At 70.2% G+C, this 16983-nt stretch carries 17 protein-coding genes; all 17 read left to right on the top strand.

The genetic code is table 11. The annotated features are described in order from the left end of the window. Positions 1-120 precede the first annotated feature (120 nt). Positions 121-777: a vitamin K epoxide reductase family protein gene (locus tag ACZ3I3_RS38860; protein ID WP_467372498.1), complete on the top strand. Its 657-nt coding sequence runs from the start codon at positions 121-123 to the stop codon at positions 775-777. A gap of 56 nt (positions 778-833) precedes the next feature. Further along, positions 834-2186, top strand: a complete 1353-nt coding sequence (locus ACZ3I3_RS38855; protein ID WP_467372497.1) for a replication-associated recombination protein A — start codon at positions 834-836, stop codon at positions 2184-2186. Positions 2187-2488: 302 nt separating this feature from the next. Continuing rightward, positions 2489-3103, top strand: a complete 615-nt coding sequence (rpsD, locus tag ACZ3I3_RS38850) for a 30S ribosomal protein S4 (RefSeq protein ID WP_062925769.1) — start codon at positions 2489-2491, stop codon at positions 3101-3103. A gap of 180 nt (positions 3104-3283) precedes the next feature. Further along, complete coding sequence (locus tag ACZ3I3_RS38845) at positions 3284-3724, top strand: DUF948 domain-containing protein (RefSeq protein ID WP_467372496.1); 441 nt, start codon at positions 3284-3286, stop codon at positions 3722-3724. A 9-nt stretch (positions 3725-3733) separates the two neighbouring features. Next, positions 3734-4105 carry a hypothetical protein gene (locus ACZ3I3_RS38840; protein ID WP_467372495.1) on the top strand — a complete coding sequence of 124 codons (372 nt, stop codon included), beginning with the start codon at positions 3734-3736 and terminating at the stop codon, positions 4103-4105. Then, positions 4105-6777, top strand: a complete 2673-nt coding sequence (gene alaS, locus ACZ3I3_RS38835) for an alanine--tRNA ligase (RefSeq protein WP_467372494.1) — start codon at positions 4105-4107, stop codon at positions 6775-6777. Before ACZ3I3_RS38840 ends, alaS begins: the two co-directional genes overlap by 1 nt. A gap of 16 nt (positions 6778-6793) precedes the next feature. Then, complete coding sequence (gene ruvX / locus ACZ3I3_RS38830) at positions 6794-7258, top strand: Holliday junction resolvase RuvX (protein ID WP_307174079.1); 465 nt, start codon at positions 6794-6796, stop codon at positions 7256-7258. A gap of 121 nt (positions 7259-7379) precedes the next feature. Further along, complete coding sequence (gene mltG, locus ACZ3I3_RS38825) at positions 7380-9110, top strand: endolytic transglycosylase MltG (protein ID WP_467372493.1); 1731 nt, start codon at positions 7380-7382, stop codon at positions 9108-9110. Next, positions 9091-9930 carry a shikimate dehydrogenase gene (locus ACZ3I3_RS38820; RefSeq protein ID WP_467372492.1) on the top strand — a complete coding sequence of 280 codons (840 nt, stop codon included), beginning with the start codon at positions 9091-9093 and terminating at the stop codon, positions 9928-9930. The genes mltG and ACZ3I3_RS38820 overlap by 20 nt, the downstream gene beginning before the upstream one ends. A 51-nt stretch (positions 9931-9981) precedes the next feature. Then, positions 9982-10377 (top strand): hypothetical protein, encoded by a 396-nt coding sequence (locus ACZ3I3_RS38815; RefSeq protein ID WP_467372491.1) that lies wholly within the window; start codon positions 9982-9984, stop codon positions 10375-10377. A 143-nt stretch (positions 10378-10520) separates the two neighbouring features. Next, a complete protein-coding gene (gene aroC / locus ACZ3I3_RS38810) occupies positions 10521-11705 on the top strand; it encodes a chorismate synthase (RefSeq protein WP_467372490.1) in 1185 nt (394 codons plus the stop codon). Beyond that, positions 11702-12214, top strand: coding sequence for a shikimate kinase (locus tag ACZ3I3_RS38805; protein ID WP_086854794.1), 513 nt, complete (start codon positions 11702-11704; stop codon positions 12212-12214). Before aroC ends, ACZ3I3_RS38805 begins: the two co-directional genes overlap by 4 nt. Then, the gene (gene aroB, locus ACZ3I3_RS38800; RefSeq protein WP_467372489.1) at positions 12211-13302 is read left to right on the top strand and encodes a 3-dehydroquinate synthase; all 1092 of its coding nucleotides are present in this window, start codon (positions 12211-12213) and stop codon (positions 13300-13302) included. Before ACZ3I3_RS38805 ends, aroB begins: the two co-directional genes overlap by 4 nt. A 165-nt stretch (positions 13303-13467) precedes the next feature. Further along, complete coding sequence (locus ACZ3I3_RS38795) at positions 13468-14331, top strand: Pro-rich N-terminal domain-containing protein (protein ID WP_467372488.1); 864 nt, start codon at positions 13468-13470, stop codon at positions 14329-14331. A gap of 290 nt (positions 14332-14621) precedes the next feature. Continuing rightward, entirely contained in the window at positions 14622-15731 is a 1110-nt protein-coding gene (locus ACZ3I3_RS38790; RefSeq protein WP_467372487.1) for an aminopeptidase P family protein, read from the top strand. A gap of 49 nt (positions 15732-15780) precedes the next feature. Then, entirely contained in the window at positions 15781-16347 is a 567-nt protein-coding gene (gene efp, locus ACZ3I3_RS38785) for an elongation factor P (protein WP_467372486.1), read from the top strand. Between the two features lie 2 nt (positions 16348-16349). Beyond that, complete coding sequence (gene nusB / locus ACZ3I3_RS38780; protein WP_399412008.1) at positions 16350-16784, top strand: transcription antitermination factor NusB; 435 nt, start codon at positions 16350-16352, stop codon at positions 16782-16784. The last annotated feature ends 199 nt before the right edge of the window (positions 16785-16983 follow it).

Raw genomic sequence — 16983 nt, 5'->3', positions numbered from 1 at the left:
GCACCCTCAGGGACGACCAGGCGGACATCCTTATGTCCACTGAACGGTGGACGGACCTACCTGTGCGGCAGAATGGCCCTGCCCGAAGTTGTCCAGGTCTCAAGTGACGGAATCGGCGTGATGAGCAAGACGACAGTCAAGGACGTCTCCACGGACCCCGAGGCGGAGCGCGCCGAGCTCGCGCCCCGCGCCGAGGGCGGCAGCCGGGCCCTCGCCCTGCTGCTGGTGATCACCGGCGCGGCCGGACTGCTCGCCGCGTGGATCATCACGATCGACAAGTTCAAGATCCTCGAAGCCAAGGTCGAGGGCAAGACGTTCACCCCCGGGTGCAGCTTCAACCCCGTCGTCTCCTGCGGCAGCGTCATGGAGAGCAAGCAGGCCGCCGTCTTCGGTTTCCCGAACCCGATGCTCGGCCTCGTGACCTACGGCATCGTCATCGGCGTCGGCGTGAGCCTGCTCGCCGGTGCCCGCTTCTCGCGCTGGTACTGGCTCACCTTCAACGCCGGCTGCCTGTTCGGCGTCGGCTTCTGCGCCTGGCTGATGTTCCAGTCCCTGTACCGGATCAACGCGCTGTGCCTGTGGTGCTGCCTGGCCTGGGTCGCGACGATCCTCATGTTCTGGTACGTGACGTCGTTCAACATCCGCAAGGGCTTCCTGCCCGCCCCCACCTGGCTCAAGGGCTTCTTCGGCGAGTTCACCTGGGTCATGCCCGTGCTGCACATCGGCATCATCGGCATGCTGATCCTGACCCGCTGGTGGGACTTCTGGATGAGCTGAGCTGGGAACACCAGGGCCCGGAGGGATTGTCAGTGCCGTGATTTAGGGTTTCTGACGTGGAGCCCGACCTGTTCACCGCCGCAGCAGAAGAACGCCAGGAGAAGGAGCCGTCCAGCAGCCCCCTGGCGGTGCGGATGCGCCCGCGCACCCTCGACGAGGTCGTGGGCCAGCGGCATCTGCTGAAGCCGGGCTCGCCCCTGCGCAGACTGGTCGGCGAGGCCTCCGGCCCGGCCGGTCCTTCCTCGGTGATCCTCTGGGGCCCGCCCGGCACCGGCAAGACCACCCTGGCGTACGTCGTCTCCAAGGCCACCGACGCCCGCTTCGTCGAGCTGTCGGCGATCACCGCGGGTGTCAAGGAGGTCCGCTCGGTCATCGACGGCGCCCGCCGCGCCTCCGGCGGATACGGCAAGGAGACCGTCCTCTTCCTCGACGAGATCCACCGCTTCAGCAAGGCCCAGCAGGACTCCCTCCTCCCGGCCGTCGAGAACCGCTGGGTGACACTGATCGCGGCGACGACGGAGAACCCGTACTTCTCGGTGATCTCGCCCCTGCTGTCCCGCTCCCTGCTGCTCACCCTCGAGCCGCTCACGGACGACGACATCAAGGGCCTCGTCCAGCGGGCTCTGACCGACGAGCGCGGCCTCAAGGGCGCCGTCACCCTCCCCGAGGAGACCGAGAGTCACCTCCTGCGCATCGCCGGCGGCGACGCCCGCCGGGCCCTGACCGCCCTGGAGGCCGCCGCCGGAGCCGCCCTCGACAAGGGCGAGGCGGAGATCGGCCTGACGACGCTGGAGGAGACGGTCGACCGGGCGGCCGTGAAGTACGACCGCGACGGCGACCAGCACTACGACGTGGCCAGCGCCCTGATCAAGTCCATCCGCGGCTCCGACGTCGACGCCGCCCTGCACTACCTGGCCCGGATGATCGAGGCCGGCGAGGACCCCCGCTTCATCGCCCGGCGCCTGATGATCTCCGCCAGCGAGGACATCGGCCTGGCGGACCCGACCGCTCTGCAGACGGCGGTCGCCGCCGCCCAGGCCGTCGCCATGATCGGCTTCCCGGAGGCCGCCCTCACCCTCAGCCACGCCACCATCGCCCTCGCCCTGGCTCCCAAGTCCAACGCCGCGACCACCGCGATCGGCGCCGCCCTGGAGGACGTACGCAAGGGACTCGCCGGCCCCGTGCCCGCGCACCTGCGCGACAGCCACTACAAGGGCGCCACCAAGCTCGGCCACGGCCAGGGCTACGTCTATCCGCACGACCTGCCCGAGGGCATCGCCGCCCAGCAGTACGCCCCGGACGCACTCAAGGACCGCGAGTACTACGAACCGACCCGGCACGGCGCGGAGGCCCGCTACGCGGACGCGGTCGAGTGGACCCGGAAGAACCTCGGTCGAAAGCGGTCCTGAGCACCCTGTAAACTCGGTCGGAGTGCCGCGTCCCGTGCAGTCAGAACGGGACAGTCGGCCGGAGCCCGGTCCCCCGGGATCGGCTCCAGGAGCGTCGCGCACCGTCGAAGGTGTCGCGGGCAGCCCACCACCCCTCGTCCTGCGGACGGGACCGGTCGGTGGGCCACTCGCGTGCTGCACGTATGTGCCCAGACCAGGGGAGCGGCTGCCCACCGAGGTCCACCAGGACCGAGGCGGGTTTCCCCGGCTGCGGATGCGACCTCCCACAACCCTGACAAGCCGACACTAGGAAACGAGAAACAGTGGCGAACCAGTCCCGCCCCAAGGTCAAGAAGTCGCGTGCCCTCGGCATCGCGCTCACCCCGAAGGCCGTCAAGTACTTCGAGGCCCGCCCGTACCCGCCCGGTGAGCACGGCCGTGGCCGCAAGCAGAACTCGGACTACAAGGTCCGTCTGCTCGAGAAGCAGCGCCTGCGCGCGCAGTACGACGTGTCCGAGCGCCAGCTCGTCCGCGCCTACGAGCGTGCCTCCAAGGTCCAGGGCAAGACCGGTGAGGCCCTGATCATCGAGCTCGAGCGCCGTCTCGACGCCCTGGTCCTGCGTTCGGGCATCGCCCGCACGATCTACCAGGCCCGCCAGATGGTCGTCCACGGCCACATCGCGGTCAACGGCAAGAAGGTCGACAAGCCCTCCTTCCGTGTCCGTCCGGACGACGTCGTGCAGGTCCGCGAGCGCTCCAAGGAGAAGACCCTCTTCACGATCGCTCGTGAGGGTGGCTTCGCCCCCGACGGTGAGATCCCGCGCTACCTCCAGGTGAACCTCAAGTCCCTGGCGTTCCGCCTGGACCGCGAGCCGAACCGCAAGGAGATCCCGGTGATCTGCGACGAGCAGCTCGTCGTCGAGTACTACGCCCGCTGATCCACGGCAGGCACGCGGTACCCCAGCCCGTCGTCTCCCCGCCCCTTCCGGGCGGGCGAGGCGGCGGGCTTTCGCGAATCCGCCGTCGCCCGGCGGTAATCCGGTACGGAGCCGCATCCCCGGCGCGATAGGCTCGTCGCACGACTTTTTCGATGTTCAGGCACGTTTTTCAGGGAGCGGGTGCACACAGTGTCCGGTGGAGAGGTGGCCGGAATCCTGGTGGCCGTCTTCTGGGCGATCCTGGTCTCCTTCCTCGCCGTCGCGCTGGCGAGGCTGGCCCAGACGCTCAGGGCGACCACCAAGCTCGTGGCGGAAGTGACCGATCAGGCCGTCCCGCTGCTGGCCGACGCCTCCGCGGCGGTGCGCTCCGCGCAGACCCAGATCGACCGGGTCGACACGATCGCCTCCGACGTCCAGGAAGTCACGTCGAACGCCTCCGCGCTGTCGACCACCGTCGCCTCCACCTTCGGCGGCCCCCTGGTCAAGGTCGCCGCCTTCGGCTACGGCGTGCGCCGGGCCCTCGGCGGCCGCAAGGAGGACGTGCCCGGCAAGGCGTCGAGGCGTACCGTGATCGTGGGCCGCACGGTCTCTCGGCGCAACGCCCGAGGGAAGAGGGACTGAGAGCCAGCGATGTTCCGCCGTACGTTCTGGTTCACCACCGGCGTCGCCGCCGGAGTGTGGGCCACCACCAAGGTCAACCGGAAGCTGAAGCAGCTGACGCCCGAGAGCCTCGCCAAAGCCGCGGGCAACAAGGCGCTCGAGGCCGGCCACCGGCTCAAGGACCGCGCGGTCGACTTCGCGCTCGACGTCCGCGACAACATGGCCCAGCGGGAGGCCGAACTGGGCGACGCGCTCGGGCTCAACGCCCCCGTCGACCCCGAACTCCCCGCGCCCCGGCGGTACGCCGCCATCGAGAACCGCACAGAGCCGAAGACGTACGTCATCGACAGCACGTCGTCCACGTACAAGAAGAATTCGTACAACCGGAATGAGGACCACTGATGGAGTCGGCTGAGATTCGCCGCCGCTGGTTGAGCTTCTTCGAGGAGCGCGGTCACACCGTCGTCCCTTCGGCGTCGCTCATCGCGGACGACCCGACTCTGCTCCTCGTCCCGGCCGGCATGGTGCCCTTCAAGCCCTACTTCCTGGGTGAGGTCAAGCCGCCCTTCGCCCGCGCCACGAGCGTGCAGAAGTGCGTGCGCACGCCCGACATCGAAGAGGTCGGCAAGACCACGCGCCACGGCACGTTCTTCCAGATGTGCGGCAACTTCTCCTTCGGCGACTACTTCAAGGAAGGCGCCATCAAGCTCGCCTGGGAGCTGCTCACCAGCCCCCAGGACAAGGGCGGTTACGGTCTCGACCCCGAGCGCCTGTGGATCACCGTCTACAAGGACGACGACGAGGCCGAGCGCATCTGGCACGAGGTCGTCGGCGTGCCGAAGGAGCGCATCCAGCGCCTCGGCATGAAGGACAACTACTGGTCCATGGGCGTCCCCGGCCCGTGCGGCCCCTGCTCCGAGATCAACTACGACCGCGGCCCCGAGTTCGGCGCCGAGGGCGGCCCCGCCGTCAACGACGAGCGGTACGTGGAGATCTGGAACCTCGTCTTCATGCAGTACGAGCGGGGCGAGGGCACCGGCAAGGACAACTTCGAGATCCTCGGCGACCTGCCCAGCAAGAACATCGACACCGGCCTCGGCCTCGAACGTCTCGCCATGATTCTGCAGGGCGTGCAGAACATGTACGAGATCGACACCTCGATGGCCGTCATCGACAAGGCCACCGAGCTGACCGGCGTCCGCTACGGCGACGCCCACTCCTCGGACGTGTCCCTGCGCGTGGTCACCGACCACATGCGCACCGCCACCATGCTCATCGGCGACGGCGTCACCCCGGGCAACGAGGGCCGCGGTTACGTGCTGCGCCGCATCATGCGCCGCGCCATCCGCAACATGCGCCTGCTCGGCGCCACCGGCCCGGTCGTCAAGGACCTGATCGACGTCGTCATCGGCATGATGGGGCAGCAGTACCCCGAGCTCATCACCGACCGCGAGCGGATCGAGAAGGTCGCCCTCGCCGAGGAGAACGCCTTCCTCAAGACGCTGAAGGCCGGCACCAACATCCTCGACACCGCCGTCAGCGACACCAAGGCCGCCGGCTCCTCCGTCCTGCCCGGCGACAAGGCCTTCCTGCTCCACGACACCTGGGGCTTCCCGATCGACCTCACCCTGGAAATGGCCGCCGAACAGGGCCTCTCCGTGGACGAGGACGGCTTCCGCCGCCTGATGAAGGAACAGCGGGAACGCGCCAAGGCCGACGCCCAGTCCAAGAAGACCGGCCACGCCGGCGCCGGCGCCTACCGCGAGATCGCCGACCAGGCTGGTGCCACCGACTTCATCGGCTACACCGACACCGAGAGCGAGTCCACGATCGTCGGCATCCTTGTCGACGGCGCCTCCTCCCCGGCCGCCACCGAGGGCGACGAGGTCGAGATCGTCCTCGACCGCACCCCCTTCTACGCCGAGGGCGGCGGCCAGATCGGCGACACCGGCAAGATCAAGGTCGACACCGGCGCCGTCATCGAGGTCCGCGACTGCCAGAAGCCGGTCCCCGGTGTCTACGTGCACAAGGGCGTCGTCCAGGTCGGCGAGGTCACCGTCGGCGCCAAGGCCCATGCCTCCATCGACGACCGCCGCCGCAAGGCCATCGCCCGTGCCCACTCGGCCACGCACCTGACCCACCAGGCCCTGCGCGACGCCCTCGGCCCGACGGCCGCCCAGGCCGGTTCCGAGAACCAGCCCGGCCGCTTCCGCTTCGACTTCGGCTCCCCGTCCGCCGTTCCGACGGCCGTGATGACCGACGTCGAGCAGAAGATCAACGAGGTGCTCGCCCGCGACCTGGACGTCCGCGCCGACGTCATGGGCATCGACGAGGCCAAGAAGCAGGGCGCCATCGCCGAGTTCGGCGAGAAGTACGGCGAGCGCGTGCGCGTCGTGACCATCGGCGACTTCTCCAAGGAGCTGTGCGGCGGCACGCACGTGCACAACACCGCCCAGCTGGGCCTGGTGAAGCTGCTCGGCGAGTCGTCCATCGGCTCCGGTGTCCGCCGCATCGAGGCCCTGGTCGGTGTCGACGCCTACAACTTCCTCGCCCGGGAGCACACGGTCGTCGCCCAGCTCCAGGAGCTGATCAAGGGCCGCCCGGAGGAGCTCCCGGAGAAGGTCTCCGCCATGCTCGGCAAGCTGAAGGACGCCGAGAAGGAGATCGAGAAGTTCCGCGCCGAGAAGGTCCTCCAGGCCGCCGCCGGTCTCGTGGAGTCCGCCAAGGACGTCCGTGGCGTTGCTGTCGTGACCGGCCAGGTCCCGGACGGCACGACCGCCGACGACCTGCGCAAGCTGGTGCTGGACGTGCGCGGACGTATCCAGGGCGGACGTGCCGCCGTGGTCGCCCTGTTCACGGTGGCGAACGGCAAGCCGCTGACGGTCATCGCCACCAACGAGGCCGCCCGCGAGCGCGGCCTGAAGGCCGGCGACCTGGTCCGTACGGCCGCCAAGACCCTCGGCGGCGGCGGTGGCGGCAAGCCCGACGTCGCCCAGGGCGGCGGCCAGAACCCGGCCGCGATCGGCGACGCCGTGGACGCCGTGGAGCGTCTGGTCGCCGAGACGGCCAAGTAAGAAACGGGTCGGGAAGATGCGCAGAGGACGTCGACTCGCGATCGACGTCGGGGACGCCCGTATCGGGGTCGCCTCGTGCGACCCCGACGGGATCCTCGCCACCCCGGTGGAGACGGTCCCGGGTCGTGACATCCCCGCAGCTCACCGGCGGTTGAAGCAACTCGTCGAGGAGTACGAGCCCATCGAGGTCGTGGTCGGTCTCCCGCGCTCCCTCAAGGGCGGTGAGGGCCCGGCCGCGGTCAAGGTCCGGGGATTTGCCCAGGAACTGGCGCGCATGATCTCCCCGGTTCCGGTGAGACTCGTGGACGAACGCATGACGACGGTGACGGCCAGTCAGGGGCTGCGCGCTTCGGGCGTGAAGTCCAAGAAGGGACGTTCCGTCATCGATCAGGCGGCGGCGGTGATCATCCTGCAACAGGCGCTTGAATCCGAACGGGTGTCAGGTAAAGCACCCGGGGAAGGCGTCGAAGTGGTCATCTGATCGCGATACGGTAACGTTCCGCGCGATGCGGCGGCATTCGAACAGCCACCGCACAGCAAGAGGCGGGACGGGAGCCGAGCCGGAAGCCGCGTGACCGCCGCCTCGCGGCTCTAGGGGATCGATGACTGAGTATGGCCGGGGCCCAGGCTCCGAACCGTGGCATCCGGAGGACCCGTTGTACGGGGACGGCGGATGGGGAGGAGAGCAGGCCCACCAGGGTCAGCAGCCTCCCTACGGCGGCCAGCCACAGCACTATCCAGAGCAGCCGCAGCAGCCGCAGTACGGCGACTGGGGCACCGGTGAGCAGGCCGGATACGGTCAGGCGCAGCAGCAGTACCAGTACGACCAGCAGCAGTACGCGGCACAGGCGCACGGCCACCAGCAGTACCCGGGGCAGGGGAACGAGGGGCACCACCAGGACCAGGGATACCAGGACCAGGGGTACCACCAGCAGCAGTACGACAACGGCGGCTGGGCCACCGGCCCGCACCAGCAGGTCTCCTATCCCGGCGATCCCGCCGACCCGTACGGTCAGCAAACCGGTGCATACGGCCAGGGCCAGTCCGACTACTACGGCACCCCCGACGCGTATCCACCACCGGAGCCGCCCGGGCGGCGGCGGGCCGAGCCGGAGCCGGAGACCGACTGGGACCCCGGCCCCGACCAGGGTGAGCACGCCTTCTTCGCGGGCGGTGACGACGATGACGACGCCGACGAGCCGGGCGACCGCCGTCGGCGCGACGACCAGCGGGGACGCGGCGGCAAGCCCAAGAAGCGCCGCAGTGGAATGGCCTGCCTGGTGGTCGTCCTGGTCCTCGGCGGCGGACTGGCAGGTGTCAGCTACTTCGGCTACCAGTTCTTCCAGGATCGTTTCGGCGACGCCCCGGACTACGCGGGTGACGGCAACGGGCAGGAGGTGTCCGTCGAGATCCCCGAGGGAGCGCTCGGCTACAAGATCGGCCAGGTGCTGAAGGACGCAGGGGTCGTCAAGAGCGTCGACGCGTTCGTCGCTGCCCAGGAGAGCAATCCGCAGGGCAAGACCATCCAGGACGGCGTGTACACGCTGCAGAAGCAAATGTCGGCCGACAGTGCGGTCGAACTGATGCTCAGCCCCAAGAGCCGCGACAACCTGATCGTCGCCGAGGGCAGGCGCAACGCCGACGTCTACCGCCTCATCGACAAGCGGCTGGGCGTCAAGGAGGGCACCACCGCCGAGGTCGCCGAGAAGGACTACAAGAAACTCGGTCTGCCTGCCTGGGCGATGAACCACCCGAACGTCAAGGACCCGCTGGAAGGGTTCCTGTATCCCTCCAGCTACGGCGTCAGCAAGGGGCAGAAGCCTGAGGCCGTACTGAAGCAAATGGTGGGGCGGGCCACCAGGACGTACGAGAAGCTCGGTGTCGAGAAGAAGGCCGAGAGCCTGGGACTCGAGAATCCGTGGCAACTGATCACCGTCGCGAGTCTCGTCCAGGCCGAAGGCAAGACGCACGACGACTTCCGGAAGATGGCCGAGGTGGTCTACAACCGCCTCAAGCCCACCAACACGGAGACCAACCAGCTGCTGCAGTTCGACTCGAGCTTCAACTACTTGAAGAACGAGAGCAACATCCACATCAGCGAGTCCGAGATCAACAGCAACAAGGACCCGTACAACACGTACACCAACAAGGGTCTGCCGCCCGGTCCGATCGACAATCCGGGGGACGTGGCGCTGCGGGCGGCACTGAACCCGACGAAGGACGGCTGGATCTACTTCGTGGCGACCGATGGCGTCAGCAAGACCGAGTTCGCCAAGAATCGGACCGAGTTCGAGAAGCTCAAGGACAAGTTCAATGCCACCAGGGGCAACTGAAGCCCGCCGAGCCGCGGTGCTCGGCAGTCCTATCGCCCACTCCCTCTCCCCGGTGCTGCACCGCGCGGCGTATGCGGAACTGGGGCTGAGCGGCTGGTCCTACGACCGTTTCGAGGTCGACGAAGCGGAGCTGCCCGACTTCATCGAGAAGCTCGGCCCCGAGTGGGCCGGGCTGTCGCTGACCATGCCGCTGAAGCGGGCCGTCATCCCGCTGCTGGACGAGGTCACCGAGACCGCTGCCTCGGTGGAGGCGGTGAACACCGTCGTGTTCACCGAGGACGGGCGACGTGCGGGCGACAACACCGATATCCCCGGCATCGTCGCCGCGCTGCTCGAACGCGGCATCGAGCAGGTCGACTCCGTCGCCATCCTCGGCGCCGGTGCCACCGCCTCGTCCGCGCTCGCCGCACTGTCCCGGGTCTGTCCGGGCGAGATCGCCGTGTACGTGCGCAGCGAGGCCCGGGCCGCCGAGATGCGGCAGTGGGCCGAGCGGCTGGAGGTCTCGGTGCGCATCGCCGACTGGGCGGACGCCGAGCAGGCCCTGCACGCCCCGCTGGTGATCAGCACCACGCCGGCGGGTGCCACCGACGCCCTCGCCCGATCCGTCCCGGAGCGCCCGACGGCCCTGTTCGACGTGCTCTACGACCCCTGGCCGACCGCCCTCGCCGCCCGCTGGTCGGCGTACGGCGGCGCGGTCGTCAGCGGCCTCGATCTGCTGGTCCACCAAGCCGTGCTGCAGGTCGAGCAGATGACGGGGCGGGCCCCGGCCCCGCTGGACGCCATGCGAAAAGCGGGCGAGCGCGCACTGGCGGCCCGATAAGATCCGCTCTCGGTTCCGCAGGGGGCGGAACAGGGGAGGGGAGAACCAGCCATGTCCACCGGCATGCCTCAGGCGTCCGTGAAGTCCCAGATATTCGAGTCCCTGCTGGGATTCCTGCCCGACTGGGTGCAGATCACGGTGCTCGCCCTGATCGTGCTCGCGGTCCTCGCGTCCTGGGCGGTCAAGATCAAGCGCAAGATCGCCCACCGGCGGGCCGTGCGGAGCGGCGGGCCCGTCCACGCGGCGGCCCAGTACGGGCAGGGACGCGGAGCGGACTACCTGGGGGAGTACGCACCGCAGCAGGCGCAGCAGCAAGGCAGCGGAGCCGACCATCTGGGCACTTACGCACTGCAGCAGACGCAGACCGCGCAGCAGCCGAGCGGCGCGGACTTCCTGGGCGCGTACGCGCCGGAGCGGCAGACCGGCGGCCCGGCCTCGTCCGCCTGATGGACCGGCGGCCGGGTCCACGCTCCGGACGTGGCAGGATCGTGGGTGGCGGACCGGGGCCGCGCACCCGGTCGGGCCGTCGCCGTACGCGATGAGGTGCGTACGCTGGGCAGTAAGCACGCCGCGAATACTGAGGAGCACCGTTGAGCAGGTTGCGCTGGCTGACCGCGGGGGAATCCCACGGTCCCGCACTCGTCGCGACGCTGGAGGGCCTTCCCGCCGGCGTGCCGATCACCACGGACATGGTGGCGGACCATCTCGCGAGGCGGCGCCTGGGTTATGGGCGCGGTGCCCGGATGAAGTTCGAGCAGGACGAGATCACCTTCCTCGGCGGCGTCCGGCACGGCCTCAGCCTCGGCTCCCCGGTCGCGATCATGGTGGGCAACACCGAGTGGCCGAAGTGGGAACAGGTCATGGCGGCCGACCCGGTCGACGCGGAGATCCTCGACGGCCTCGCCCGCAACGCCCCGCTGACCCGTCCGCGCCCCGGCCACGCCGACCTCGCGGGGATGCAGAAGTACGGCTTCGACGAGGCCCGGCCGATCCTGGAGCGCGCCTCCGCGCGGGAGACGGCGGCCCGAGTGGCGCTGGGCGCGGTGGCCCGGTCGTACCTGAAGGAGACGGCCGGCATCGAGATCGTCTCCCACGTCGTGGAGCTGGCGGCCGCGAAGGCGCCGTACGGCGTGTACCCCACGCCCGCGGACGTGGAGAAGCTGGACGCCGACCCGGTGCGCTGCCTGGACGCCGACGCGTCGAAGGCGATGGTCGCCGAGATCGACCAGGCCCACAAGGACGGCGACACCCTCGGCGGCGTGGTCGAGGTGCTGGCGTACGAGGTGCCGGTCGGCCTCGGTTCGCACGTGCACTGGGACCGCCGGCTGGACGCCCGCCTGGCCGCCGCCCTGATGGGCATCCAGGCGATCAAGGGAGTCGAGGTCGGCGACGGCTTCGACCTGGCCCGCGTCCCCGGCTCCAAGGCGCACGACGAGATCGTCGCGACCGACGAGGGCATCAAGCGGACCACCGGCCGCTCCGGCGGCACCGAGGGCGGGCTGTCCACCGGTGAGCTGCTGCGCGTCCGGGCGGCGATGAAGCCGATCGCGACCGTGCCGCGGGCGCTGAAGACGGTGGACGTCGTCACCGGCGAGGCCACGGCCGCCCACCACCAGCGTTCCGACGTGTGCGCGGTGCCGGCCGCCGGCATCGTCGCCGAGGCGATGGTCGCCCTCGTCCTCGCGGACGCGGTCGCGGAGAAGTTCGGCGGCGACAACGTGGCCGAGACCCGCCGCAACGTGCGGTCCTACCTCGACAACCTGGCCATCCGATGAGCCCGCTGATCGTGCTGGTCGGCCCGATGGGCGTGGGCAAGTCCACCGTCGGGCAGCTGCTGGCCGAGCGCCTCGGGACCGGCTACCGGGACACCGACGACGACATCGTCGCCGCGCAGGGCCGGACCATCGCCGAGATCTTCGTCGAGGAGGGCGAGTCCGCCTTCCGCGCGATCGAGAAGCAGGCCGTGCGCGAGGCACTGGCCGGGCACGACGGTGTGCTGGCACTGGGCGGCGGCGCCGTCCTCGACCCGGACACCCGCGCGCTGCTCGCCGGGCAGCGCGTGGTGTACCTGTCGATGGACGTCGAAGAGGCGGTCAAGCGCACCGGCCTCAACGCGGCCCGGCCGCTGCTCGCCATCAACCCGCGCAAGCAGTGGCGCGAGCTGATGGAGGCCCGCCGGCACCTCTACGAGGAGGTCGCCACGGCCGTGGTCGCCACCGACGGCCGCACTCCCGAAGAGGTCACCCGAGCCGCCCTGGACGCACTGGAGTTGAAGGAAGCATGACTGAGGCAGTGACGCGGATCCAGGTCGGCGGCACGGCGGGCACCGAGCCCTACGAGGTCCTGGTGGGCCGGCAACTCCTCGGCGAACTGCCCGGGTTGATCGGCGGCAGGGCCAAGCGGGTCGCGATCGTCCACCCCGAGGCACTGGCCGAGACCGGTGACGCCCTGCGCGCCGACCTGGCCGGGCAGGGCTACGAGGCGGTCGCCATCCAGGTGCCCAACGCCGAGGAGGCCAAGACCGCCGAGGTCGCCGCCTACTGCTGGAGGGCGCTGGGGCAGTCCGGGTTCACCCGGACGGACGTCATCGTGGGCGTCGGCGGCGGCGCGACGACGGACCTGGCCGGGTTCGTGGCCGCCACCTGGCTGCGCGGGGTGCGCTGGATCGCGATCCCTACCACCGTGCTCGCCATGGTCGACGCGGCCGTCGGCGGCAAGACCGGCATCAACACCGCCGAGGGCAAGAACCTGGTCGGTGCCTTCCACCCGCCTGCCGGTGTGCTCTGCGACCTCGCCGCGCTGGACTCCCTCCCGGTCAACGACTACGTCTCCGGACTCGCGGAGGTCATCAAGGCCGGCTTCATCGCCGACCCGGTGATCCTCGACCTGATCGAGTCCGACCCCGAGGCGGCCCGCACCCCGGCCGGTCCGCACACCGCCGAGCTCATCGAGCGCTCCATCCGGGTCAAGGCCGACGTGGTGTCGTCCGACCTGAAGGAGTCGGGCCTGCGCGAGATCCTCAACTACGGCCACACGCTCGGCCACGCCATCGAGAAGAACGAGCGCTACAAGTGGCGGCACGGCGCCGCGGTCTCCGTGGGCATGCACTTCGCCGCCGAACTGGGCCGCCTCGCCGGGCGGCTGGACGACGCCACGGCCGACCGCCACCGCACCGTCCTGGAAGCCGTCGGGCTGCCGCTGCACTACCGGCACGACCAGTGGCCCAAGCTGCTGGAGACCATGAAGGTCGACAAGAAGTCCCGCGGCGACCTGCTGCGCTTCATCGTCCTCGACGGTCTGGCCAAGCCCACCGTTCTGGAAGGACCCGACCCGGCCGTGCTGCTCGCCGCGTACGGCGAAGTCGGACAGTAAGTACCCAGGCGCGCCTTCCGCCCGAAACAGCCTTACGGGACCGGGCACTTCGGACCGCCCCCGGCCGTTCACACAACACCGGCCGGGGGCGGTACCGTTCGGTAGCAGCGGGTTCCGCCCCCGCTGTTCAGCGCCCATCGCCTGTACGAGACGGAGTGGCACCGGATGCAGCACGCAGTGGGTTCTCCGCTGCCGCCGCCCCATCAGCCGGGGCACGGACCGGCCGTCGGCTGGTCGCCGGCCGCACACCACCCGGGCCCGCAGCACCCGGGCGCGCACCAGGGCCCCGTGCCCGTGCCCCCGCCGCCCCCGGCGCCCGGCTATCCCGTGCCCCCGCCCGGGCCGGGCGCGCCCCCGCCGCAGGCATCCGTTCCTCCGCCGCCGGACACCACCGGGCATGTGCCGCTGCCGCCCGGCGGCCCGGTCGCCATGCCCAGCGCGCCGCCCGCCACGGCGGTCCCCGACCCGGCCGGTACGACGCTCGCCGTGCTGCTCATCGGGCCCGCCGGTGCCGGGAAGACGAGTGTCGCCAAGTACTGGGCGGACCATCGCCGGGTCCCCACGGCGCACATCAGCCTCGACGACGTACGCGAATGGGTCCGCTCGGGCTTCGCCGACCCCCAGTCCGGGTGGAACGACAACTCCGAGGCGCAGTACCGCCTCGCCCGCCGCACGTGCGGTTTCGCCGCGCGGAACTTCCTGGCCAACGGCATCTCCTGCATCCTCGACGACGCCGTCTTCCCCGACCGGCCCGTCGTCGGCCTCGGCGGCTGGAAGCGGCACGTCGGGCCGGGCCTGCTGCCGGTCGTCCTCCTTCCCGGACTGGAGATCGTCCTGGAGCGCAACGCCGAGCGCTCCGGCAACCGCCGCCTCACCGACGAGGAGGTCGCCCGCATCCACGGCCGCATGGCCGGCTGGTACGGCTCGGGACTGCCGATCATCGACAACTCACAGCTCGACGTCCCGCAGACGGCCCAGGTCCTGAACGACGTCCTGTCCCGCTCCATCGCCAGCCCGCCCCAGTGGTAGTCCCCGTCCTCTAGGGCGTGTCCGCAAAGTCCCGCCTGCCCCGCGACGCCCGGCACGCCCTCCGGGCGGACGACGGGACTTTGCGGACATGCCCTAGGGGCGCGGGGCCGTATCGATGTGCGGCTCCGCCGCGTGGGCGCGACAAGCCCCCACGCACCCGCAGACGGCGCACAGCCCTCGTGTGATGCTCCCTCTCCCGAACGGCACCCCGCCCACCCGGACACATCAGGCACCGCCCACTCAGACGCCCTCAACCGGCGCCAACCCGGCGGAGCTCTTACGCTCGGGTCATGTCAGAGGTGTACGCGGCCCGCCGGACGCGTCTGAGGGAATACTGCAACGCGGGCGGCAGCGCGGCGGCGCTGGTCTCCCGCCCCGCCAATGTGCGCTATCTCGCGGGCGCCGCCCCGCACGGCGCCGTTCTCCTGCTGGGCAAGACCGAGGACCTCCTGGTGTGTGCCGGCCCGACGGCCGACCGCCCCACGCAGGAGCGCCCCGACGAGGCCCTGCGCGTACAGGCCCTGCCCGGCGCCGGGGGAGGCGACCCTGCCGTCGCGGCCGCCGGCCTCGCCGCGCGCCAGGGCGCCGACTCCCTCGCCGTGGAGGAGCACCACCTCACCGTGGCCCGGCACCGCGCCCTCGGCTCGGTCGCCCCCCGGCTGCGCCTGGCCAACCTCGGCGGTGCCGTGGAGCAGCTCAGGGTCGTCAAGGACGAGGAGGAGATCTCCTGCCTCCGCATCGGCGCCGAGATCGCCGACCAGGCCCTCGGTGAACTCCTGGAGTCCATCCTCGTCGGGCGGACCGAGCGCCATCTCGCCCTGGAGCTCGAACGACGCCTCGTGGATCACGGGGCCGACGGCCCGGCCTTCTCCACCTCCGTCGGCACGGGGCCGAACGCCGGACGGCCCGGGCACCGGCCCACCGACCGGCGCGTCGAGGAGGGCGACTTCCTCTCCGTCTGCCTCGGGGCGACGTACCGCGGCTACCGCTGCGAGATCGGCCGTACCTTCGTCATCGGCACCGCCCCCGCGGACTGGCAGATCGAGCTGTACGACCTGGTCTTCGCAGCGCAGCGTGCCGGACGTGAGAGCCTGGTACCCGGCGCCGCCTGCCGGGACGTCGACCGTGCCGCCCGCCAGGTCCTGGACTCCGCGGGGTACACGGAGGGCCTCACGGCGCTCACCGGACACGGGGTCGGGCTCGAAATCGACGAGGACCCTCAATTGAGTCCCGCGGCCATGGGTAAACTGGACGCTTGCGTGCCGGTCACCGTCGAACCCGGGGTCCACCTCCCGGGCCGGGGCGGCGTCCGGATCGATGACACGCTCGTCGTCCGCCCAGAGGCGGATGGCGGACCCGAGCTACTCACCATCACGACCAAGGAGCTGCTCGCCCTGTAGGCAGGTGCGTGCCCCGGGGTCGTACGTCAGTCCAGGAGATTCCGCAACCGTGGCTTCCACGAACGACCTCAAGAACGGCATGGTGCTCAAGCTCGAAGGCGGCCAGCTCTGGTCCGTCGTCGAGTTCCAGCACGTCAAGCCCGGCAAGGGCCCGGCCTTCGTGCGCACCAAGCTCAAGAACGTGCTCTCCGGCAAGGTCGTCGACAAGACCTTCAACGCCGGCGTCAAGGTCGAAACGGCCACCGTCGACAAGCGCGACATGCAGTTCTCCTACATGGACGGCGAGTACTTCGTCTTCATGGACATGGAGACCTACGACCAGCTCATGGTCGACCGCAAGGCCGTCGGCGACGCCGCCAACTTCCTGATCGAGGGCTTCACGGCCACCGTGGCGCAGCACGAGGGCGAGGTGCTCTTCGTCGAGCTGCCGGCCGCCGTCGAGCTGGTCGTCCAGGAGACCGAGCCGGGCATCCAGGGCGACCGCTCCACGGGCGGCACCAAGCCCGCCACGCTGGAGACCGGCCACCAGATCCAGGTCCCGCTCTTCATCACCACCGGTGAGAAGATCAAGGTCGACACCCGCACGAGCGACTACCTCGGCCGGGTGAACAGCTAACCGTGGCTGCCCGCAACACGGCCCGCAAGCGCGCCTTCCAGATCCTCTTCGAGGGCGACCAGCGCGGCGCCGAGGTCCTCACGGTCCTCGCCGACTGGGTCCGGCACTCCCGGGCCGACACCCGGCAGCCGCCGGTGAGCGAGTACACGATGGAGCTGGTCGAGGGCTACGCGCAGCACGCGAAGCGCATCGACGAGCTGCTCGCCCAGTACTCGGTCGGCTGGACGCTCGACCGGATGCCGGTCGTCGACCGCAACATCCTGCGGCTCGGCGCCTACGAGCTGATCTGGGTCGACGCGACCCCGGACGCCGTCGTCCTCGACGAGATGGTGCAGCTGGCGAAGGAGTTCTCCACGGACGAGTCGCCCTCGTTCGTGAACGGCCTGCTCGGACGGCTGAAGGAGCTCAAGCCCTCGCTCCGCCGCGACGAGGTCTGAAAGCCAGACAGAACGCCGGAGGGCCCGCAGCAGCGTGACTGCCGCGGGCCCTCCGGCGTTCCCCTGCCATAGAGGGCTGCCAGGCCCTCACAACGGCGCCGGGGGGGGGGGGAAAAAAAAAGGTTTGGGCGCCCCCCCCGCCCCGGGATTTTGAGACAACCGCCCCCCCCCAAAACCGCGGACCCCCGGCTGGGGGGCC

It is taken from the genome of Streptomyces sp. NPDC016851 (assembly GCF_055562795.1).
The sequence above is the reverse complement of the archived record's forward strand: the minus strand, read 5'-3'. Positions and strand labels throughout refer to the sequence as shown.